At 61.7% G+C, this 20644-nt stretch carries 24 protein-coding genes; 1 reads left to right on the forward strand and 23 read right to left on the reverse strand.

Features of this window, described 5'->3' with window-relative positions; all coding sequences use genetic code 11:
* Window positions 1–86 precede the first annotated feature (86 nt).
* The 8 genes from HWX76_RS31630 to HWX76_RS31665 form a co-directional block, all read right to left on the reverse strand.
* Window positions 87–569, reverse strand: a complete 483-nt coding sequence (locus HWX76_RS31630) for a protein-disulfide reductase DsbD N-terminal domain-containing protein (protein WP_034175799.1) — start codon at window positions 567–569, stop codon at window positions 87–89.
* On the reverse strand, window positions 566–988 hold the full coding sequence (locus tag HWX76_RS31635; protein ID WP_027811098.1) for a hypothetical protein: 423 nt from the start codon (window positions 986–988) through the stop codon (window positions 566–568). The genes HWX76_RS31630 and HWX76_RS31635 overlap by 4 nt, the downstream gene beginning before the upstream one ends.
* A gap of 101 nt (window positions 989–1089) precedes the next feature.
* Complete coding sequence (locus tag HWX76_RS31640) at window positions 1090–1599, reverse strand: hypothetical protein (RefSeq protein WP_089487625.1); 510 nt, start codon at window positions 1597–1599, stop codon at window positions 1090–1092.
* Between the two features lie 126 nt (window positions 1600–1725).
* Entirely contained in the window at window positions 1726–2124 is a 399-nt protein-coding gene (bamE, locus tag HWX76_RS31645) for an outer membrane protein assembly factor BamE (protein WP_027811096.1), read from the reverse strand.
* A gap of 54 nt (window positions 2125–2178) precedes the next feature.
* Complete coding sequence (locus tag HWX76_RS31650) at window positions 2179–2448, reverse strand: hypothetical protein (RefSeq protein WP_224755996.1); 270 nt, start codon at window positions 2446–2448, stop codon at window positions 2179–2181.
* A gap of 156 nt (window positions 2449–2604) precedes the next feature.
* Window positions 2605–4584: a zeta toxin family protein gene (locus tag HWX76_RS31655; protein ID WP_089487627.1), complete on the reverse strand. Its 1980-nt coding sequence runs from the start codon at window positions 4582–4584 to the stop codon at window positions 2605–2607.
* Between the two features lie 14 nt (window positions 4585–4598).
* Window positions 4599–4859, reverse strand: a complete 261-nt coding sequence (locus tag HWX76_RS31660; protein WP_027811093.1) for a hypothetical protein — start codon at window positions 4857–4859, stop codon at window positions 4599–4601.
* A gap of 33 nt (window positions 4860–4892) precedes the next feature.
* A complete protein-coding gene (locus tag HWX76_RS31665) occupies window positions 4893–5519 on the reverse strand; it encodes a phospholipase D family protein (RefSeq protein WP_089487628.1) in 627 nt (208 codons plus the stop codon).
* Window positions 5520–5782: 263 nt separating this feature from the next.
* Between HWX76_RS31665 and HWX76_RS31670 the strand changes: the two genes are divergently transcribed.
* Complete coding sequence (locus tag HWX76_RS31670) at window positions 5783–6175, forward strand: hypothetical protein (protein ID WP_027811091.1); 393 nt, start codon at window positions 5783–5785, stop codon at window positions 6173–6175.
* 37 nt (window positions 6176–6212) lie between these two features.
* Here HWX76_RS31670 and HWX76_RS31675 read toward each other — a convergent pair whose 3' ends face one another.
* The 15 genes from HWX76_RS31675 to HWX76_RS31745 all read right to left on the reverse strand — a co-directional run bounded on the left by HWX76_RS31675 (window position 6213) and on the right by HWX76_RS31745 (window position 20643).
* Window positions 6213–10148, reverse strand: coding sequence for a conjugal transfer protein TraG N-terminal domain-containing protein (locus HWX76_RS31675; RefSeq protein WP_244138044.1), 3936 nt, complete (start codon window positions 10146–10148; stop codon window positions 6213–6215).
* A gap of 2 nt (window positions 10149–10150) precedes the next feature.
* The gene (locus HWX76_RS31680) at window positions 10151–11596 is read right to left on the reverse strand and encodes a conjugal transfer protein TraH (RefSeq protein WP_027811089.1); all 1446 of its coding nucleotides are present in this window, start codon (window positions 11594–11596) and stop codon (window positions 10151–10153) included.
* Window positions 11596–12405 (reverse strand): conjugal transfer protein TraF, encoded by an 810-nt coding sequence (locus tag HWX76_RS31685; RefSeq protein ID WP_089487630.1) that lies wholly within the window; start codon window positions 12403–12405, stop codon window positions 11596–11598. Before HWX76_RS31685 ends, HWX76_RS31680 begins: the two co-directional genes overlap by 1 nt.
* The gene (locus HWX76_RS31690; protein WP_027811087.1) at window positions 12402–12596 is read right to left on the reverse strand and encodes a hypothetical protein; all 195 of its coding nucleotides are present in this window, start codon (window positions 12594–12596) and stop codon (window positions 12402–12404) included. Before HWX76_RS31690 ends, HWX76_RS31685 begins: the two co-directional genes overlap by 4 nt.
* Window positions 12593–13093, reverse strand: coding sequence for a hypothetical protein (locus HWX76_RS31695; RefSeq protein WP_027814060.1), 501 nt, complete (start codon window positions 13091–13093; stop codon window positions 12593–12595). Before HWX76_RS31695 ends, HWX76_RS31690 begins: the two co-directional genes overlap by 4 nt.
* Window positions 13094–13151: 58 nt before the next feature.
* Complete coding sequence (locus tag HWX76_RS31700) at window positions 13152–13544, reverse strand: hypothetical protein (RefSeq protein WP_027811085.1); 393 nt, start codon at window positions 13542–13544, stop codon at window positions 13152–13154.
* The gene (gene traN / locus HWX76_RS31705; RefSeq protein ID WP_244138045.1) at window positions 13541–14764 is read right to left on the reverse strand and encodes a conjugal transfer protein TraN; all 1224 of its coding nucleotides are present in this window, start codon (window positions 14762–14764) and stop codon (window positions 13541–13543) included. The genes HWX76_RS31700 and traN overlap by 4 nt, the downstream gene beginning before the upstream one ends.
* A gap of 53 nt (window positions 14765–14817) precedes the next feature.
* Complete coding sequence (locus tag HWX76_RS31710) at window positions 14818–16098, reverse strand: hypothetical protein (RefSeq protein ID WP_244138046.1); 1281 nt, start codon at window positions 16096–16098, stop codon at window positions 14818–14820.
* 5 nt (window positions 16099–16103) lie between these two features.
* Window positions 16104–16892, reverse strand: a complete 789-nt coding sequence (trbC, locus tag HWX76_RS31715; RefSeq protein WP_089487633.1) for a type-F conjugative transfer system pilin assembly protein TrbC — start codon at window positions 16890–16892, stop codon at window positions 16104–16106.
* Window positions 16889–17920 (reverse strand): conjugal transfer pilus assembly protein TraU, encoded by a 1032-nt coding sequence (gene traU, locus HWX76_RS31720; RefSeq protein WP_027811081.1) that lies wholly within the window; start codon window positions 17918–17920, stop codon window positions 16889–16891. The genes trbC and traU overlap by 4 nt, the downstream gene beginning before the upstream one ends.
* On the reverse strand, window positions 17917–18609 hold the full coding sequence (locus tag HWX76_RS31725; RefSeq protein WP_176016867.1) for a hypothetical protein: 693 nt from the start codon (window positions 18607–18609) through the stop codon (window positions 17917–17919). Before HWX76_RS31725 ends, traU begins: the two co-directional genes overlap by 4 nt.
* Before the next feature lie 46 nt (window positions 18610–18655).
* Window positions 18656–19357, reverse strand: coding sequence for a type-F conjugative transfer system protein TraW (traW, locus tag HWX76_RS31730; protein WP_223274481.1), 702 nt, complete (start codon window positions 19355–19357; stop codon window positions 18656–18658).
* A gap of 193 nt (window positions 19358–19550) precedes the next feature.
* Window positions 19551–20060 (reverse strand): S26 family signal peptidase, encoded by a 510-nt coding sequence (locus HWX76_RS31735; protein ID WP_089487635.1) that lies wholly within the window; start codon window positions 20058–20060, stop codon window positions 19551–19553.
* Window positions 20057–20278, reverse strand: a complete 222-nt coding sequence (locus tag HWX76_RS31740) for a hypothetical protein (RefSeq protein ID WP_125380529.1) — start codon at window positions 20276–20278, stop codon at window positions 20057–20059. Before HWX76_RS31740 ends, HWX76_RS31735 begins: the two co-directional genes overlap by 4 nt.
* Complete coding sequence (locus HWX76_RS31745) at window positions 20275–20643, reverse strand: TrbI F-type domain-containing protein (RefSeq protein ID WP_205713840.1); 369 nt, start codon at window positions 20641–20643, stop codon at window positions 20275–20277. The genes HWX76_RS31740 and HWX76_RS31745 overlap by 4 nt, the downstream gene beginning before the upstream one ends.
* Window position 20644 lies beyond the last annotated feature (1 nt).

The raw sequence follows: 20644 nt of genomic DNA on the forward strand, positions 1-20644 counted from the left end.
GTGGCTGAACCACTTTGGCGAACCGGGGTCTGTCGTACAGACCGCATAGGCGTACTGGGCACGCGAGAAGGGAGAACGGACGGCCGTCATCGCGACGCCTCCGACTGCGACAGCAGTGCAGCAGCAATCACCGGAAAGGTCCGCTGCATCGGCGGATAGCAGATCTGGTTGATTGCACAGCCTTGATAGGTCACCGTGAGGCCGAACATCTCGCGAGCATTGACCGGCACACGCAACGTCACTTCTCGCTCGAACACCTCAACCGGACGCCCAGCACTCGGATCAGCGACGACCTTGCCGGCGCGGTGCTGAATTGAACCGAGGTGCGCGCGGCCGTCATCACTCGCGACCCGGAAGCGGTCGCCGTAAAGTCGGTAACCGTCAGCGATCGCAAAATGGAGGACGACAGCGCCACGTTCTTCGGTCATGCGAACGCGGAACGCTTGCTCGGGCGACAGAAACTCCTGCGCGTGTGCCTGGCGAGCGAGGACACCGCCAACGATCCACGCAAGCAACGCCAGCGACACGGCCACGACTAAACGGTGCAGAACGCGAGTTCGAGCGGTCATCGCGCACCTCGCTGCTTCCACGCCGATTCAGTGCGGGCGAGAATATATAAGACCGGCAGCGCCAGTAGGCTCCAGAAGTACAACGTTGCGCCGGCAACCATTCCGTCGAAACACAAGTCGAAAGCCGATTCCGCCAACCCGGCCGCCGACGAATCGAAGTTCCCGACGATCACGATCATCAACAGCATGCAAATGAAATAGACACACATGCCGAAACGGTGCAAACCGCGTTGCGCACGACGTAGTGCGCTCCACGTTCCACGTCGAGTGCACGTCGAACGTACAGCCGCCAAGAACAGTAGCGCCGTAACAAACGCGGCGATGAACACGGGCTCCGTGCTATTCCAGAATCCGAGCGCATCAAGGTAAGCAATAGGCGCAATCAGTAACCAGGTAACGAGCGCCAACACGCCGAGCATGATTCGCACATGTCGACGATGAACGGGGGGGTGAAGGGGACGCGTATGCATACGGCTTTCTCCTTTACATGCCGCGTATTTGTCCAATTCCATCGTGGTGTTCAGTTCGCAGACCCACTGACCAGATAGCGCAGGGCGTCCTGACCGCCTGCCGCCGCGGCTCGACGCATGAGTTGCATGCCGATTTCCTGATCCGAATCGGTCGCCGCCGTGGTGTGGCCGAAACCCGCGTGCTTTTGCAGGTGCATGCGACCAACCAGGTACATCGCTGTCGGTTCGCCAGCGTCTGACTCGGCCTGGAGCAAGCCCGGATAGTCGCGATTGAAATGAACGGCAAGCCATGTACCGGCGGAACGACTTCCGGCTTTCAGGGCGGCCTCCATCGCAGGTCGCATGTCGAAGTGCTCGCGCGAGCGAGCCCAGGACTGCAAGGGCCCGTTTGTGCAAGTGATGGAAAACAGGCAAGCCGCCGCCGCAAGCGCGACCGCCGCGCCCTTCAGCGTGCGTTGGGCAGAGGGATCCGTGTTGGTCAGGATCAACGTGCCTTTTGGCCAGGCGATCGAGGCTGCAGCTCGCCGGCGCTCGATGGAAGATGCGCGATATCGATTCATTGCGGGTGCCTCTACAGAAACGCGAGATCGGGGAAAAAGACCAGCCGGCAAGCCGGCTGGCGTCAAAGGGAAGGCGCAAGGTAAGGAACAGCACCTTCCCGCCACTAAATTGCGATCAGGCAGGCGCTACTGGCCGATGCCTCCCTTGGCCACGTCGGTGGTCTCGGCAAACGTGTATTTCTTGACGACCCCGCTGTCGTCGAACAGCACTGTCAACGTCTTCTTCCGCACGTCAGCGCCATGTGCAAACGCACCGACGATCGGGACGAAGTTGATAGCGTGCGGCGTGGCGTGCGCCAGCTCGTATGTCCAGATCTCGAGACCCGAATCGGTGAATGTGGTCTTGTTCGGTGAACCGAAAGCATCCTGAACGTCCTGCTTCGTGCTCTTGCCCTGCTGGATTTGGGCCTGAACGCTTGATTGCGTCGCGGATTCGAGGTGCTCGTTGCCAGTGGTGGCGCAACCGGCAAGTAACGCAGTGGCCGACAACGCGACGATCAGGAGCGTGTTCTTCGTGAATTTCATGGTCTTCCCCTTGGTGTGATCAACAGTCAAAAATGGCGGTGATTCGTTGCTGGCCTAATACAGGCGGCCGGATCGCGCCGCTTCACATACAGTGCGATACCAGTCGTCCATGTGGCGCCTGACCTGCAGCTCGACGTAGCTGATGTACGGTCGCCACCACGCGTAGAAAAGCGAAGCGACGAGGCCGGCGAACACGTACATCGGCAGCGAAGCGCGCGGCTCGACGACGATCGGGTAGTCGAGGTGGAATCCGTTGGAGATCAGCCGCCACCAGAGCAACAACGCCGGTGCCCATGCCAACCAGCACAGTGCGAGCCACTGCACGACGTAACGCGTCGCCCAATCGGCTTCGATACGCAGCAGTCTCGGACTGGTCCACAGCCGACGGCGAATGTGTCGACGTTCGGCCAGATAGAGCCGCGTAAAATGCGGAACGGGACGCACACGTCGGGGGGCGATTGAAAATAGACATGGCGGCCCCTATCGCTCGATAGAAAGCTGGTGGTCGTGTGATCGGTCTGCGCGTTCCGCTTCGTGATCGCGCTCCCTGACCTGGTGCAGCGCGCTGTCCGGCGAATACTGAATCGCGATCTGCTCGCCGACCTCGACATCGCGGGACAGACGATCGCGCGGATAGACGATGCCAACGGTCTGACCGATCTTGACCAGCGAGTGGTGCGTCGAGTTGGCGAGCACCTCACCGCGGTAGTGGCGCTCCAGCTGCTGCGCATCGCGCAGAATCAGGTTGTGGTAATCGCCGGCCAGGCCGATCGCCCGGCGCGAAACATCGTCCGGCACGTCACCCTCGGGTAGCTGGCCCCGATGGATCTGTTCGGACAGGTTGGCGCGTTCGATTTCGCTGTGGGGAACCGTGCTGATCGAGGTCCGCGTTTCGAGGTGGTGGTAGGCCGCGTCGAGCTCGGGGAAGAGGGCGAGCGCCTGGTCACGGCCCAGCGTGTCGAACGCGCGGCCGCGCTCCGCGTCGCGCGCGTGGTCAACGGTACGCCGGCGCGGCGCGCGCGCCGTATCGACTTCGACCTCCGTCTTTGGCTGATCCGGTTGGCGTGCAGACGGCAGAATGGCCCGTTCGCGTACCGGCTCTATGCCACCCGGATCGACGACGACCACACGACCGTCCACGATGCCCAGATTGTCGACGCCCTGATCGCTCCAGTGGTATCCGCGCTGACGAAGCGCGTCGGCCGTGCGCGCGACGTCGGCCGATGTCACGCCTCGCATATCGGCGCGGGGCATGATTTCGTATCGCAGATTGCCTTCGGTGCCGCTCGCCACCGGCTGCAAGACCTCGGGAATTTTTGGCCGAACGGCAAGATCGCCGGTTCCGAGCCGCACCACATGCTTGTCGTCGGCCGCCAGCACGACCGACGACGCGCCGGCGTCCAGCGGTGTCAGGTGAGTCATCCCGTGCGAGCGAAGCCTGGCCTCGAGGGCGGGCAGATGGCGCGACGCAGCGATTTCCTCGGCGACCGGATCGGGGAAGTGGCCACCGACGTTCGGCACGTCACGCGTCATCGACCGGAGGACGTCGCGCAAGCCGCGCTCCGGTGCCGGCCGCGCATCCGCATACGCTCCGTTGACCCGTGCTTGCGCATCCCTCTCCGGGACGCGTAGCGCCTGCTCACGACGCAGCGAGATGTCGGCAATCTCCGGCGCCGGCGCGCCTCGGCCTGTACGAGCGTCACGAATGTCATCGAGCATTTGAACGTGATGGGCTATCTCGTCGCGGGTCATCGGACGCTCGCGCTCATGCACGATCGACGCCGCGGCCGCTTGCGGCTCGCGCCATTCACCCTGATGCAGTTCGTTGCGGTATATCTCACGGTGATGCCGATCGACGATCAGGATTCGATCCACTGCCTTCTCACGCTCGAGCAATGCGACCGTTTCCACCATGCCGGCATACGCCTGGTCGTGCTGCTCGCGATTGACCACCCGTCCCACGCCCGTCGTCGCGATTTCGCGCTCGGTACGCATCTGCGCACGCGTAAGCGACACGTCCGCTGGCATGGCCACGCCCCGAACCTCCAGCGTGTAACCGCGGTCCTTGAGCCGCCGCGCCAGATTGCGCAGGCTATCGGGGTTACGCATCGTGCCGTCGACCACAAGATCACGGCGCACGTCGGATGCGGCCGTGGTTAGCCGGCCCGCCCACCGGCCAGCATCGGCATGCGTCAGGTCGGCTGCATGTTGCGGATCCTCGCGAAGAAGCCGGCTGTACTGCGGCAGATTCTCCCTCATGCGATCGGCGTCGATCAAAACGGCACCACCGCGCTCGTTGAGTTCGCCCATCGCCTGACGCGCAATGGCCGTCTTGCCGGCACCGGGTTGGCCACCGATGAGGATCGCCTTCGGCTCGGCTTGCTCGCGGCTGCCGTCAATCGCCTCGCGCTCCACTCGCGCATACGCGCGCTGCATCACGACATCCGGAATAGTGTCCATGATGGGCTCCGGAATCAGGCGTGACCGATGTTCAAGCGACGGACACGCAGGCCGTAGATGTCCAGCGCACGAGCGATCGCAGCCGCATCATCCGGATGCAGCGCATCGCGAGCGGCAACCAGAGTCTTGCGTTCCGCGTCGGCTATAGCGATGCACTCCGCATCCGGCTCGCTGCGCGACTCCTCTTCAGCGATGACGGCGACATAGTGGGCGATCAGCTGCCCGATCGTCTGGCAGGCGACTTCGAAATCGACATGAGGCATCGTGTTCTCCATTAAAAAGTTCGGCTTACGCGCGTGATTGCCGGGTCAAACACCTGGGTAAGGCTTCGATTCATTCCATAGGCGCGCCCACGCGGCGCGCACGGCTGCGGCGACCGTGGCGTGATGCCAGATGACGAGGACGTTTTCAGCGTTGTGATTGGCACCGGCCTGCGTGTAGTTCATCGAGCCTGTCTGGGTCGTATCGCTATCAGCGACGATGAACTTGTCGTGCATGAGCGGTACGGCCATGTCGATGCGAACCGGTATTCCGGCCGCGACGAGATCCGCGAGCTTCGAGCTGCGGCCGTCAAGCTGGGAGCGGTCGAGGACGACACGGACCTGGACACCAGCGCGGGCGCGCTCGATCAGATGGGTAACGATGCGACGATTGGTGAGCTCGTAAGCGGCGACGTCGAGCTCCGACTGCGCGCTGTCGATCACGCTCAGCACGAGCGCCTCGGCCTGGCCGTCGGGTGAAGTCGCGAATTGGACGGAGGCGTGGTCGCCAGAGCCTGCGCTTTCAGAATGTGAGGCGTTGTCGGCTGGGTGCTTCAGAGAGCTCGCAAAATGCCCAACGGACGACGACAAATTGCCGAGATCCGGCGTCGGCCCGTCATGCAGCACGTAGTAGCCGGCACCGGCCGTGATCGCGAGGAAGAGGAGAAACTTCATGCCGACCTCCCGACGTGGGAGGCGTGGCCATCCGCTGAATAGGAGCGGGCGCAGGCGTCGTAGCTGTGCACCGAGGCGCAAGCAGCAAGAAGCAGGGCAGAAAACGTGAGCGCGACCAGACGCACTCGACTCACCGTCGAGATCGCGCTAATTAAAGACGCAAATGAATTGACACCACGACGAATTACGTCATCAAGGATTAACTTGCCAGTACGAGAAATCAGGCGTAACGTCGATACTAATTGCGTACGGGGGCGCTCATCATGGACTATGTGCTTGCGAATTTCATGGCGATAATGGCAGCAGCGATTTTCTCGGTTTTCACATCGTTTATCGCCTCGCGCAGTGGCCGATTGATTTACCGGAAAATCATGTGGGGCTATCTGACCACGCTCCTGGTTGCGGCCATCGTGATTACGGTAATGCAGCTGCCCTTTACCATTTTGGCTTTTGGCGCTCTCTTTTCCTGCATCTTCGGCGTGTTCGCCCAATTGGGCGTTGCAGTCAAGCTTGGCCATCTCATCATGACCGGCGCGCACTATGATGACGGCTGGAACACCGCTCGTTCGAGCAACAATGCAAGCAGCGACCTCTCGAACGATTGGTTTTGGAGAGACCAAAGAAATCAGATGAGTCATAGCGATTGGCGTCATTGATTGGGGAATTACCGTCCGGGGCCGCAAGGCCCCTTTTTCATTGGTTGTCGGGATCATCGTTTGCAACGCCCGCGCTCGGGAGCGACTTGACTCCACGTGCGTCATCTGCAGAACCGCGTCCTAGTCGACTCGCCGAAGCCAAAACGCTCGGGGAAGTGGCCGCGCCGCTTACCGCCGAGTCGTCGTGCGGAGCAGATGCGTCGGCTCCGACGGTTGCGGCATCGAGGTATTGCGAGGGTGTCGATGGCAAGGCATCCCCTGCAGCAGATGACCCGCCTGGCGCGCGACCGATCTGCACCTTTCTGTCGACGCCACCGACTTCTGACCCGACGCTTGCGAGGCCGATGCCACCGGACGGCGAACTTCTCCGGCCAGCTGGTTCAGGCGCGATAGGCGCCGGCGTAGCCTGCTCCTGACCAGAGTTAGCTGGTTTGACGTTGTCGACTCGTGAACCAGGGTTGCCAGCCGTCGTTCCAGGAGCCATGACTGAGACCCCGCCGCTACGCTTCATTGATGCGGTCGGCAAGCTACTTCCCCGACTTCCATCGTCAACCACCCGGCGACCCCGTATCGAGCCGACGGGCCGCGCTACAGCTTCTTGATCAGGGCTGGGTAGCTCCGGAGACGGCCGGCTGTATGTCCCGTCAGGAGCATCGGGCACTCGACGATCACTCTGCCGATGTGACATGTGATCATTGCCGGCCGGCAGAGTCACGATCCTGAAGTCAGATTCGGACAGACGCGGTTGAGTCGCGGGCGAGCCCGTGCCGGTTCCCGTCGCTCGAGCGGCTTCAAGAGTCGGGCCATTTCCCGTAGTTCGCGGATGTAGGAAGTTTTCAATTGGTGCCGAGGTGGACGTTGTTCCAGCCGGCCCGCTCGGCTGAATCGAGTTCACCCATGCCGACAGGGGCCCCTTGCTATCGGAAGCTGACGGCGCCGCGGGCGGAGAGGAAAGCGAGCGGCCCGGCGCCCGCTCGGGCGTCATGAGCGGCTTGTTGTCGGCCGACGGATCGACGTGGTCACGCACCTGCTTGATCGGCGCGGCGGACTCCCTCGCGACCCGTTGCTGCGTAACATCCACACGGTGCTGTGCGTCGGTCACGATTTGGGGCATCGGCGTCGCAACATCCAGGGGTGTCGTATCCACTGGTCCAACCGCACCTGCAAAACGCTGGAACGACGCGGGGGCACTTGCACCAACGCCGGACTGGTTGCGTTGGTCCAGGCGAACGACGTCGATGCCGCTCGCAGGGAGAGTAGACCCATCACGAGCCGTGGTCGGCAACGTCGAGTTGCGCGAAACGATGTCGCGCATCGCTGCATCTTGGGCGACCAGCTGAGCGATCTGCGGGGACGGCAACGTCATCAGCTGGCTGTATCGGATACCGTTGCGCGCAGCGACCGCCTGCAGGTTCTCAGGCGTCATCAGGTTGGTCGAGGTATCTACGCGCGAAACCACTTGCGTCGATCCGCGCTGGCGCACGTCTGCGCTGCGAGTGAGATCCGCTGCAACGCGAGAGCCGGACGAAACCTGGTCCGTCAGAGACGCCGACCGGTCGCGGCGAACGTGCTGCCCGGACTCCATTCCGGTGGAGTCATTGTGCATCTGCGAGCCTTCGTGAGAGACGTTATCGCTCTCGGTGTAGGCGGCCAAACTACTGTTTTGATCGACGAATTTTTGTGCGTCAGAATTCCGCCAAGACTTCGTATATCCACCTTCGCCCGAAACATCGAGACCAAACTTCAGACTCGACTGCCCTTTCCCCGTGCCACCGCCATTTGCATAATCCGCAGCCCGCACCTTCGATCGATACGCATCCCGAATCGCTTGAACTTCGTTCGGCGATTTTCCAAGTGACTCGGCCTTACGAGCGAGTTTGTCTTCTTCTGCTTGGTTAAAAAGAGGCGAGTTCGAGACCGGATTGCTGCTTCCTTGCCGACCATTGCCGGAAGGCCCACGCCCGCTACCACCGGCTGAGCCGCCGCCTCCACCGCCGGCGTTGCCGGACGGCGCCCCATCCTCGCCAAACGACTTGGCAAAGCCGCCACCAAGCATGATCGAACCTTTGGCTCCTGCAGAAGTTGTACCGTCGACGGAGTGCGACTGATCTATCGCATATTGCTGATCATGTGCGGTCCGCCGCTCACCTGTTTGGCTAGACGAGGCCCGCGTACCCGAACTGGAATCGTCGGACAGGCGCTGTGAGCTTCCACGCTCCTGGCTGCTCGAGACACTGTTCGTGCTGGACGCAAGCTGCTCCCGCCCAGCGAACGTGGAATTCGTGCGGTTTGCCGCGACACCCGTCGAGGTGTCGGTGCCGAGCGACCGCTCAAATGCGTCCTGGGACGTGGCCGAAACGCCGAGGCTGTTCTGAAACTCGGTGCGAGCGATCAGGCCATTGGCAAAGTTCGTGAAGGCCGAGCCGGTCCCGGTATCGACGTTCATCGACCCGGTGCGCGACTGCACAGTGTTGTCGTACTTGTTCGCCGAGGTCACGTTGCGCGACGCGTTATCGATCGACGACGAATCCATGTGCACGTTGCCGATGTTTTCGTCGCCTTGCGCCTGTTGACCACCGATCTGTTGAGCAGAGCCGGTCAACGCGCCGCTCAGTTGAGAGAACGCACCGACAACGCCGGCCGATGCGAAGTTCAGCAACAGCCACGCAAGGGGAGGCGTAATAATCACCATGTATCCAAGCAGCGCCTGCTCGTCGAGCAACGTCTGTCCGAACTTCGCCGCCATGCCGAACGGCACGCCGGCCTGCAGCGACATCGAGCGCATCTCATGGCTCAGGTGAATCAGCGACAGCCCGTTGATGACCGCGAAGAGCATCGGCCAGACAGACACCCATGCCACCGTCTTGGCGTACATCGCGAGGATTCGTTTGGCCCCATCCGCGCCGCTGATCAGGCAGAGCACCAGAATGAGCGGGAAAACCGCATAGATGATCGCTTCGGCATAGTTGCGAACGGTCGGCAGCGTGTTCTTGGCGAGAATCGCCATGGAGGCGAGTGAGCCGTTCGTCGCCACTGCAGCCTGGGCAGAACTCATCAACGCATTGACCTCGGCCACGCGCGCCGGATCGTTCAGCATCGCGGGCAGCTCCGCTCCCGCCTGGCGCCATACGTTGTTGAACATTGCCTGTCGTAGCGCCGACGACGCGTTCTGCGACGACTGGAGGATGAAGCCGTACGAATCTCCAATCGCGTTGACGAATTCCGCCTTCGCCATGGAGGGGTCGGCGATCTCCGGATACATCTCGCTGCCATACATCTGCTCGGCCGCTTGCTCAGCGTCCTGTACGCGCAGCAGCAACAAAGTGCCGGTCGCGGAACAGGTGTCCGTCGTAGGGTTCGCGGTGAGGGTGTTCGTCGTCACATATCGGGCAGGGCTCGTCGACGTGAACACGGTATTGAAGGGGTCGGTGCCGTTCATGATCGTCTTCGGATCAATCGCGCCGTCCTGGATGTCGTAGACCGTGCACTCCTTGAAGAACTGGATAAGGTCAGCGTGCAGCCCCGGATCGGTGATTTCAGCCTTGTTCACCTTCTGCAGCACGGAGATGCCGAAACCCACATCCCCCTTTTTCAGGGTCAGCGTATCCGGCACCGAAAAGATCGTTTCGTACGACTGTGTCAGCACGCGAGAGATGAGCGTGAAGCTCTGGGCAACCGCGGCGAGATAGGCGGGGACGTGATCCACCTCCCGAGTCGGCTGCACGTTGTTGACGTCCGTGATGAACACGTTCTCGACCGGTAGCAAAAGCAGCTGCGTCATCAGCATCGCGGCGGCGAACCACCGGAAGATCTCATAGCCTTTCCGGCCGATCGCGACGATCGTCCAGATTACGACGCCGCTCAACAACGTGTAACGGATGAGACCTGTCCAGGTTCCGCTACCCATGAAAGACGCGATACCCTGCATGACGTAGTACAAGGTATCGACGTTCCCATAGGTGTCAATTTCCATGTTCATTGAGTCCCCCCGCCGTTCAACGTCTGGCCAAAGGCCAACGAGTTCCGAAGCGAGGACGACACATTCGCGTGCACGGCGCGCTCGATCGATTGGAGTTGCTCGACCAGTTGCCACGCGTTCGACGTCTGGCTGAAGGCTTGCATCACTGCGCTGCGTGCTTCCGATTCGACCGTGTCAATGTTGGTATTGAGCTTCGTGGCCTCGTCGAGCAGCGACGTGCTGGATTTCACGGTGCCGTAACGCGCGATTGCCCGGCGAAGATCTTCAGCGGATCCGTGGATATACGCTTCGGCGTACTTGGCAGCGATCAGCGACTGGTAGGTACTCAACAACTGGTCAGCCAGAGACGAGTTGTTCAGACGCGTGCCGACCGCGATCATTTTGTAGACCGGCAGGTCCGTCATGCTCAGGAACCGAAACGTGTCCGCCGGGTTCGGGATCGCGGAGCGCGATGCGATCGCATCCGTGATTACCTGCAGCTTTTGCTGTACGAGCGTACGGAAGGGGGTGTATCCAATTTCCTGAACTGACGGATTCAGGCACTTCGTCGTCTCGTCACACACGTACACCTGAATCGTGGTGCCACTGTTCGCAGCAGGATCGTTACCGACCAACTCCTGCACCGTGAGGCTGCCGATTCGCGGCAGGAATACAGGATTCACCTCCGTGCCGCCCGAATCCGACGGGTCGGGAAAAATGACCGTCCCCACCAGCGACATGAGGAATTCGCGATCCGACGTGCTCAGGTCCGGCAGCTGCTGCAGCGCCTGCCACGTCACATTGCCGTACGGCTGCTTGGCCGCGAGATTGGAATCCGATGCAGTGGCCGTATTGATCGTCTGCGCCGCTTGCGCCGAGCTGTTTCCGGTATTTGTCCAGGCATCCGTCATATCCGAATACAGGTTCGTGAATGGCCCGAGCGTGTCGGCCAGGTTCGCCTGCTCTTTTTTCCATGCAACAGGCGTCACCGCATTGACGATGCCCTCAGCGGCCTGGCACGAGTCGATGTTCATCCGATTGACGTCGCGGGCGATGGTCTGCAACGACTGCATGACGTTGTCGCAGGTCGGGCAGAGGTTCTGCAGGGCAAGCTTGAATGCGTAGCCCAAGGCGTTCGAGCCGATGTTGCGCAGCAGCGCAACAAACTGCTCCTTATTGATGAAGCTGAACCCGCCGGCAAACAGGTCAATCCCGCCGCAACCCGCACCCCATTCCGGTGCGGTGACGCTCGCGAGCTGGTAAGTCTTGTGTGGCGTGCGCATGAACACACTGCCGCCGCTGTACATATCCATCGTCTCGCCCTGCAACGCCCGAGGGCTCGATACGTTGCCCATGGCGTTGATTGAGTCGAAGACCTGCTGCATCGACATCGCCTGCGCACACACCGGGGCGATGGCAACCACTGCAGCCGTCAGTACGGCAAACCAGCGTGTCGGTTTCATCAGAAAAGCTCCCCGGGCTGCGAGGCAGTGAGAACGAAAATGCGGTCGATGATGTCCTGGAGGGACATCGTTCCCGAGCCGATCATTGCGTGGTCGCCGGTCTCTTTGGACGCAATGAAGAGGGCGGGCACCTGCTGCACACCCCAGACCGACGCCTGACCGTGGTCAGGCGTCGGGTTCGGAAACTCGCCAATACCCCGACCGTCCAGAGAGACCGGCAGCACGTCGATGCCATAGCGCTGCGCGAGCAGCACAATCGTCGGGGCCATCGCATGGCAGTACGGGCAGTCCGAGCGGAAGAAGAAAATCAGGCCGTGCTTCTGCGCGAGTGCACGCAGTTGCCCGTCCTGGTCGGAATCCCGGGTCCGGTCATAGGTATGGACAGCGACGTTGTTGGTCGGACGCTTGAGCGAGTAATCGAGGCTCGGGTTCTGCCATACGACTCGGCGCCATTGATCGGCGAAGACAGCGCTCTTTTGCTGGACGTACTCCCAAAGCTTGATGTACTCCTTGATGTGCTCGAGCGTCGGGTCCATGTTTGCGACGTCGAGTCGGTGCTTCAGTGCCTCGCGCATCTCGTCGGCCGACTTGATCTGATCGAAGTCGTCGGAATCGACCGGTTTGGCCGCGCTCGCACCCGCGGGCGCCGCGGGCTTGTCGTCATCGCAGTACCAGTTGAATTTCTCTTGCCCGTCGCAGCTCCAGGCGGACTTGTAGTCCAACCCGTCTGCGTCCGCAAACGGCGGCACCAGCAGCGCTGCAGGAAGCAGGACCGCTACCGCGAGCCGGAATCCACGGAATGCGCTCATGGCCGGCTCCGCTGCGCGTCGACTTCAAAGCCGGCGTCCTCGAGCAACACGGAAATGGCTTCGCGCGACGGCGCGGCGCCGTGCGTTACCCGGAAGGTCGCGCGGTCACTGGCGGCACCAGCAAAGAGATGGCTCGGCAAGTCGGGCGCCGGCGCGGCGCGCATACTGGTGATCGTAATCTGCAGTCTCACTTCACCTCTCCTTCGCGGATTGCACGACTAAGTTCGGCACGCGGCCGTCCGATCGAGTCGAGACGTCTGCGCAGTCCGATAGGCGAGGGCGGGGAAACGCCGAGATCCGTCGCAAGCATGACGACGACAGCAACGAGCCACGCGACGAACAAGCCGTGACCAACCTGAGGGGCGAGCGTCGTGATCGGCACGTCGTCAGTGCGCCAGTGCATACAAATGGCGGCCGACGGCGCGTGGCGAGCCGCCGTATCGGTGCATGTCCGCAGTCGGATCGTGTCCGGATTCGTACCGCTTCCAGCCGCCTGTTCGAGCACGGTCGTTGCCATACCCGTGAAAGACCCATGATTCAGTATTGCGAGCGCGACGACGGGGACGGCCGCCGGCACAATGACGAAAGCGAAGAGGAATCGCCGCACGTAGCAGGGCAGGCTGGCGAGCAGCGCATAGCGCCAGTTCGAGCGGACACGCGAAGGGGGAAACAGGCTTTCGATGGACATGATCAACGCTCCTGGGTAGTGAGGGTTTTGAAATCTGCAACCAGTGGGCGGCCCCGCGTCACGGTGTATCTCCTGCAGGTTGCGCCGGCGCCGCCGGCGCCAAGCCAATCGGCGGAATTCGATCGCGGCAGTAGTTCATCTTCACGTCCAGACGCCCGCTGGTTTCGCCCGCCTCGGTCTGGATGCCGCGGACGTCGAACAGCACATCCAGACGCTTGCAGCCAGGCCGCGGCAAGTCGCCGATCGAGCGAGCCGTGACGTAGACCGGACCGTTGGCGTGCAGCTTGGTGACGAGTGAACCCGCAACGGGTCCACGCAGCGCGCCAAACGCTGACCCGTGATCAATCGCGTCGATGAGAACTGCACTGAAGTCGTCGTAGCTGCCGGCGAAGGCGGCGGCCGGCAGCGCAAAAATCGCAGTAGTAAACGCTGCGGAGACGAGGCGCTTCATTGGGATACCCCTTTGCCGCTTCCGATCGATTGCCGCACGCGCTGCAGAATCGCGTCCTCGTCGACGGCTTTGGACTGGATCGAATTGACGAACTCGGTAAAGTCGATACTCGAAAAATCGATACGCTGCAGCTGGTCGGCCGTGAAGCCACCGCAGCCTGCGAACGGGATGCCGAGTTGCGCCTTGCCTTGCTGGTTGACAAGCTTCGCGATCGGCGAGTTGAAACAACAGTAGCTCTTCTTTTCCTCGACGCACACGCCGAGCACGCGCTTGGAGCAGCCCTGGTTGTACTGAACACAGAGGTTCTGGCCACGCTTCAGACTGAGCACCTGCTCGTCAGGGGAACAGGCGAGCCACATCTGGATCAGCTGCGCAGCGATCTCGGCCGCGAATACGTACGGATTGAAATCGGCAAGCTGAACACCATTGGTGAGGGAGAACGAAAAACTAAAGCCGTAGGCACCAAAGGTTCCGGAGGTAGACAACGCCCTGTCCGCCCATGCGCCCATCTGCAAGAGACCAGAGTTCACGATCGAGCTATCGACCGTTTCGTACAGCTGGTCAAAGACATACTTCGACCCTAACGCGATGCCCTGCTTCGCCGCCGTTCCGCCAACCGACAGTCCAGCGCTGACCGCGGCGCTTCCGATCGCGTTGTTCGAGTAAGCGGCACCGCCGCCGTTGCTGGTGCAGCAGCTCTTGATCTCGAGGCCGCCCAGCACCTTGATCGAGCAGCTGCTGTCGTAGCCTTTGAAAATGTTCACGTTACCGCCACCGACACCGTAGGCGCCGGCTTCGCGCCCGGTTTCCAGCCCTGCTACGACCTTGCCGAGCGCGCCGTCCGCACCACTACTTGACGAGAAGCATCCGGCACCCGGTGCGCACATCGTGTTCGTGCATTGGGTGACGGTCGTCGTGTGCGCCGGAGTATCGAGACACTGGTACGTGTACTGCATCGTGTCGCAGCTTCCCTGCACCGCGTCGTTGTATGACACACACCGCTGGTTCACTAGGCCGCAGCCTTGCTGCTGCAATGGCGCGCAGTCGTTAACGGTGGAAGCGGCTTGGCATTCGTAGGTATCCTGGTAGTTCCAGCAATCCTGGTAGAGCGGAATCCCGTTGATGATGCGTGTGCCGGCCGGCTCGATGCAGGTTGAACCAGTGCGTTGGCAGGTGGGCGCGGCATACGCTACCGGCGCGGCGAGCAGGGTGACGGTCATTACACTGCCGACGAGGGTGAACGCACGCGCAGCGAACATGAGAGCGCGGATATTCATTGTGCGGCCCGCTGTTCGAACGAGCTGCACTGGTCGATCCAGTTCGGCGTGCAAGTCGCGGTGCAGATCTGGTTCAGCGTGAGCTGAACTCGGGCCTGCCCGCCGCCCTGGAAACCGTACCCGCCTATCGCCGCTTGAATCTCGACGGTATTGACGCCCTCGTGCAAATACGAGCGGATGTCGGTGTTGGGCGCAATGGTCGACGGGTTCCCCTCGTACTCGCTACCGAAGGTAAAGAACGGTCGATACTCTGTGAGACCGCCATCTGCCGTAAAGGCAGTTTTATCCGAACACACGCTCCGAATGCCGTTGTAAATCAAATTGTGTGTGAAGGTCACACCAGGCGAGGACGCGGCAAGATAGCCGGTGGTCTGCCGTCCATCAATACCGCCGGCCGACGCCGGCAGCGTCGCCACTCCGCATTGGAGAATGCGCCCGCCGTCCGGCGCATCGGTGTAGACCGTGACGCCGTTAATGTCGACGCTGCGCAGCGTATTGTTTGCCGTGATCTGGCTGATGACTGCGGTACCGATCTGACCAAGGTTCTGGACGCTGAAACTCATCGAGCCGGACACGGTCAGTCCGTTGTAGCCTGAGTTGTCGTGATAGCCCGTGTCAGCGCCGAAGTTCCAGAGCGCAGAGTTCGATGCCAGGCGCGCGGCAAACCCGCCGGTGAAGCTTCCCTCGACGACCCCGCCAGCGGCGCAGCCTTGATAGGGTTCGGTGCAGACGGGGTCATTGATGCGGTTGCAGGTATAGGTTTGCGTACCCACGGCCTGTTCGCAGGTTTCCTTCCGGTAGGTCGCCGGCACCGTCGACGTCACGTTGTGGCAGTCCTGCGAACTCGTCGTAGACCCGGGGTTATTGATCGTGCCCTTGCTTCCGGTCACGATCGGATCGCTCGCGGTGATCGGCATGCGATTGGGAGGCTTCTTCGCGAGGTAATTCACGGCATCGCATTCCTGACGCCAGTAGGCACTCGGGTTCGCTGGCTGCGTCGAGCAATCCGCTTCCTTCCCTGACCCGGCCGGCCCGAGACTGCCCTGCCCACCGCCATACAGCGGCGTCAGCTCGCCGTCCTGGTTCGTGTAGTTCGGCACGTTCGAGCCACCGCCACTGATGCTTCCGTGAGCCGCGTTCATTCCTGACTTACCGAACGACTGGCCTTCAGTAAACGCAGTCCCGGTAGATGGGGCGTCCGCAGCAGCGCACACGGCGACCGCAGCCAGAGCGGTCGCGATGGCCAGTGGTGCGCTTCGGCGCAGGGTTGCCCGCATTCCGTTCATTCGACATCCCCCAGTGCACGGAGATATCGCTCGGCGATCCCCCCGTAGGTAGGGCTGTGATCGACGATCTGGCGCAGGGCATACGCGGGCGTCACGTCTCCCGACAAGGAGACGTACGACGCCGGCAGCGCACATCCGCTGCTGTCGACCTGACTGTTGGCGTCTCCACCGCGTGTGACGACATAGGCGGGCACACGGGCGATGCGATACTGCGTGAACGCCTTCGGGTTGACGACGATGCCGCCGGACGCAATCCCCAGCCGCTGCATTTCAGCGGCCGTCGCCTTCAGCGAGTCGTTCTTGAAGCCCCGGAACACCACAGTTCCCCCGGCCTGATTCATGGTCTTCACCAGGCGTACCAGCGAGGCAGCGGGCATCGAGAAGCTCGCGAACGCGACGAAGGAGTCGGTCACACGACGCTGCGTACGGCTTTCGTACCGTTTGGCGACGGCGAACGGATCTGCACCGGCGGCGGCTGGCGCCGGCGTCGGTAGGTTCGGGAACGCGTTGCCATCGTGAGCTGCCTTTGCTGCCGCCTGGGCCATCTGCCGATCGCGACTGCGCTGGATACGGCTCATCTCGGCATCAATCGCATCCGACGATGGCATCACGCCTCGGTAACGTGCGGTGCCGCTGGCTGCCTCATCGAAGGTCGCTCGGCGCGTGGTATTGATCTGCTGCTGCTCACGCGCGAGCGCGTCATTCGACACGGTTTGTGCCGACACATGACCGGCCGCGAGGGCGATCGTGCCGGCGGCTATGATGGAGAAAGTGAGCCGACTCATTGGGGCAAGTCTCCGAGGTTCGCACCCATGCAGCAGTTGCGCTTGCGGAAAATCTCGTACGCGAAGTCCTCCCCCGTGTACGGGATCATCTTTCCGGCGCCCCAGAGCGCCGACGTGCGGCCATACGGCTGACAGCACTGACCGTTGATCTGGTCGGTTTGCGCAACGGGGTAGAGCATCGTGTACTTGTATTGGGTCTTGTCCATCACCGGCTGCAGGTAGTAGCCGCACATGGCCCCGTCACCTGTCGTGCCCCACATCAAACCCTCGCGATGCAGCTTTGCGGTCATGCGCTCGACCAGCAGTGACGACGCCTGGATCGCGGACACATGGGCCTGAACGTGGCCGTTGAATGGATAGATCGAGCCGTTGCAGCCCGCGCACCAGAAGAGCAGGTTGCTGCCGAAACCTAGGCTCGAGAGCACGCAGTCACCTGCGCAAGCGGCCTGGGCGATCGGACTGCCGAACAGGTAGGTCTCCGGCTCGAGGAGCATGGTGAGATCGTCGTCGCTCCACGTCGGATCGACTTCGGTCATGTACGCGACATCGAAGCTGCCCGTCTCCATACAGGGGTCGTCTAGTAGGATCTCGGTGTAGTACATGACCGGATCGGTGTACCAGTGCACCTGATAGAAGCTCTGCTTGGTGTCGTCCTTCTGCTCGCGCACCTCCCCCTCCGGGGCGTGGATGCCCGGGTTCAGCGAGATCCCGCCGAGCGACACGAAGCAGTAGGGCGAGCGCGTGACGTCGACGCGCCGGATCGGCTCCCAGAAGCTGAACTTGACGCCAAACGTGCCGCTACAGAAGCAGAGGAATCCGCCCGGGTTCGGGGTGTCGTCCTGGCCCATATTGAGGAACGTGACGCTACCGATGGCCATCGGGAAAGCGCATTCCCAGCAGATATCCGTGATCGGATTGGCGAATCGGCCGACACACTGACCGGCATCGGCCGGCGCCGAGAACGAGAAGCAGCTGGCAACCAGCGCGATCGCGAGAATCCAGCGGCGAAGGAGAGGGCGCATGCTCATGAAAGCAGCTCCCGCATCGCCGGATACACGTGGAAGACGAAGTCGATCAGGTATGCGCCGACGTGATGGCCAAGGCGATAGACGATCGGCAGGAGGATCACTGCAAGACCGCCGGTCGCCGCACCGGCAACGCCCCAAGCGGCGACCCATACCACACGTGACGTTACCGTGGCCAGGATGTCGAGCAGCTTCGCTCCAATCGAACGACGTGCGGACTCAACAACGCCGGAGACGGGAAGAGGCTCATCCAACTGGACCGTATGGGTCGATTCGACGCCGATACCGAGGGCGGCCTTCACCCCCTTCTCGATACGACCGATCAGCTCAACGGCTTCGACCTCGCTCAGATGCTCGGCGAGGACCGCAGCAGGACGGTGGATATCATCTACAGCACCCGCCACAACACGAAAGGTTTCCCCGCTGCTGTCTCCTACGATCTGGCGGTCAGGTTGAACGGATAGACGAGCGACCCTGCTGTCGTAGGGGCTCGCGCGCCAGTAGTAAGTCGCGAGCACACCCTTTCCTGAAACGACGACCTGATCATTGGTGACGTCTACGACATACCGGATCGGCTCGACTGTCGCATTGAAGTGCTGAAGAGCAGCAGCGCCGTCGTGGGGCGAGTTCTTCTCGACGACGTCGATAACGGCCGGGTCGGCAGTGAAGTCCAGACGGTCATAGTTGTTCATCGCGATTCCGATAAATTGGGAGGTGACAGGTGATTTGGTCGCCGGGTCAACGCAGTTGCTCCGCAGGTTCTTCCTCAAGAAGCAGTTGGTTGCCGCGCTGGCTGATGACGGCCGGCACGCGGGTGATCCCGAAACGCTGGCTAAGTCGACCCTGCTGATCGAAATACACTTGCCGTTTCCACGACTTCGTCAGGTCAAACCACGAACCAGCAGTCAGGATCGGTTTGATGGAATCGCCGGAGCGGGCCGCGAGCGCCTGCACCGCCTTGACCTGTCCCGCATCGCGGCCGTCGAAGAACACCAGGCGCTCGTGCAGCGTGACAATGTCGAGCGGATTGATACGCGTGCCGGCGGCGACGATCACGGCGCCCTCGTCGTTGGTGACGGGCTTGGAGTAGGTGACCGTCGGATCAATCAGGCGACTCGAGTACGCGCTGACGGTCGAAATGCCCGGCACCGGGGGCAGGGACGTGACGTCATGCAGCGCGCGCTGGCGCGCACGGCGCTCGATGGCCGCCAGCCCACCATTGGCTTGCAGTTCGAGCAGGCGGCGCTTCAGCATCGCAATCGCGTCGTGCTCCGCAATCGGATACGTCGGGCCAACCACGCCCAGGTCCTCCGCAATCGCTGAAATTGGGGATACCGCGACCGTCAGTGCCGCGATCCACAGGACTGCAGCTCGTCGGATAAGCTGTCGTAGCTGCCTCCAACCAACGAGCAAGCAGGCTGGACCTATCCCTGTGTCCACTATTTGGACGATAAAGAAATGAGGTGTACCAATGACATGCCTATAAACCAGGCCACCAGAAACCCCACACCAAGACAGAACACGATCACGCACATCCATACGGCCCATATGAACAAGCCAATTGCAAGCATCAGAAGCGTCATCTGAGCCTCCAGTTGAAGCGCCGGCCGGCGTGCTGAGGGCGCGGCAGCGGTTAAAAAATTTCATAGGCCTCCCCGACGATTGCGGTTTGAGGAACGGTGCCGGCGATCGAGTACCGCGAATCGAGGCTGTTCGGGTTCGGCGTGGCCACGAAGTAGTGTCCCGGCGGAATCACGCCGTCTTCGGTCGGAAACAGCGCCATCCCTGCAAGCGAGAGCGGCTTGGCGTAGCCGATATAGGTCTGATTGACCCAGATGTTGCGACCAACGACGTGCACGACATCGCCAGGCAAACCAGCCACGTGTTTGATGAAGGTCAGTCCTGCGGGGTAGGTCGCCCCACCGTGCCACCGAAATGCGATGGTGTCGCCGAGGCGCGGCCGACAGGGGCCCTTGCGGATGAAGTAGAGCGTCCCCGGCAGACTGGTCGACATGTTGAACGTCAGCCCATACCAAGGCGTGAGGCCCCATGCGACAGCCGCCACGACCGTCAGCGCGACCACGGTGCGAACAAACCGTCGATAGCGAGCCAGGCCGCTGGAGTAGGCGACGAGCGCGATCACTGCTCATCTCCGCGAAGGTCGGTTTTTGCAAAATTCGCGCCCCCCGATCGACGCAAGTCGAAATGCGTCGTTACGTTTGCAAGCGCCGCCGCACAAGTACTGGTCGAGGCGGCCAGATAATCACCAACGGCGGTCGGTGCAAATCGTCCGCCCACCATTTTTGTTCCAAGCGTGCGCGCAGAAAACTGGGAGAGGGCCGTCGATCGGAGACGAGTCATTTCGCGATCCTCTTGGCGATCAGGTCAGTGAGGTCGGGCGCATCACCTGCGAGCACGGCAGCTTTATTGACGACAACGCAGCCGCACTGTGTGCCGAGCTGGTCCAGCGCGGCCGACAGGCGCTTTGCGTAATCGCCGGCGTGTTGGGTCGCCTTATTCTTCGCGTCGTCCGTCATGTGGACGGGATCGCCATTATTGAAGGTCTTCAGCAGCGTTTCCTGCTCATCGCTGATGAGCTTCTGCACGTCAACCACGACGACCGGCGCAACTCTTTCGCGTTGCGTCCATAAGTAGACGAGCGGGGAGCCCAGCACCAATGAAGCGCCGATCGAGATAAGGCCGGTGAGTACGAGGTCGTGTCGCATG

Source organism: Burkholderia sp. BCC0398 (genome assembly GCF_902833245.1).
Classification (GTDB): Bacteria; Pseudomonadota; Gammaproteobacteria; order Burkholderiales; family Burkholderiaceae; genus Burkholderia; species Burkholderia sola.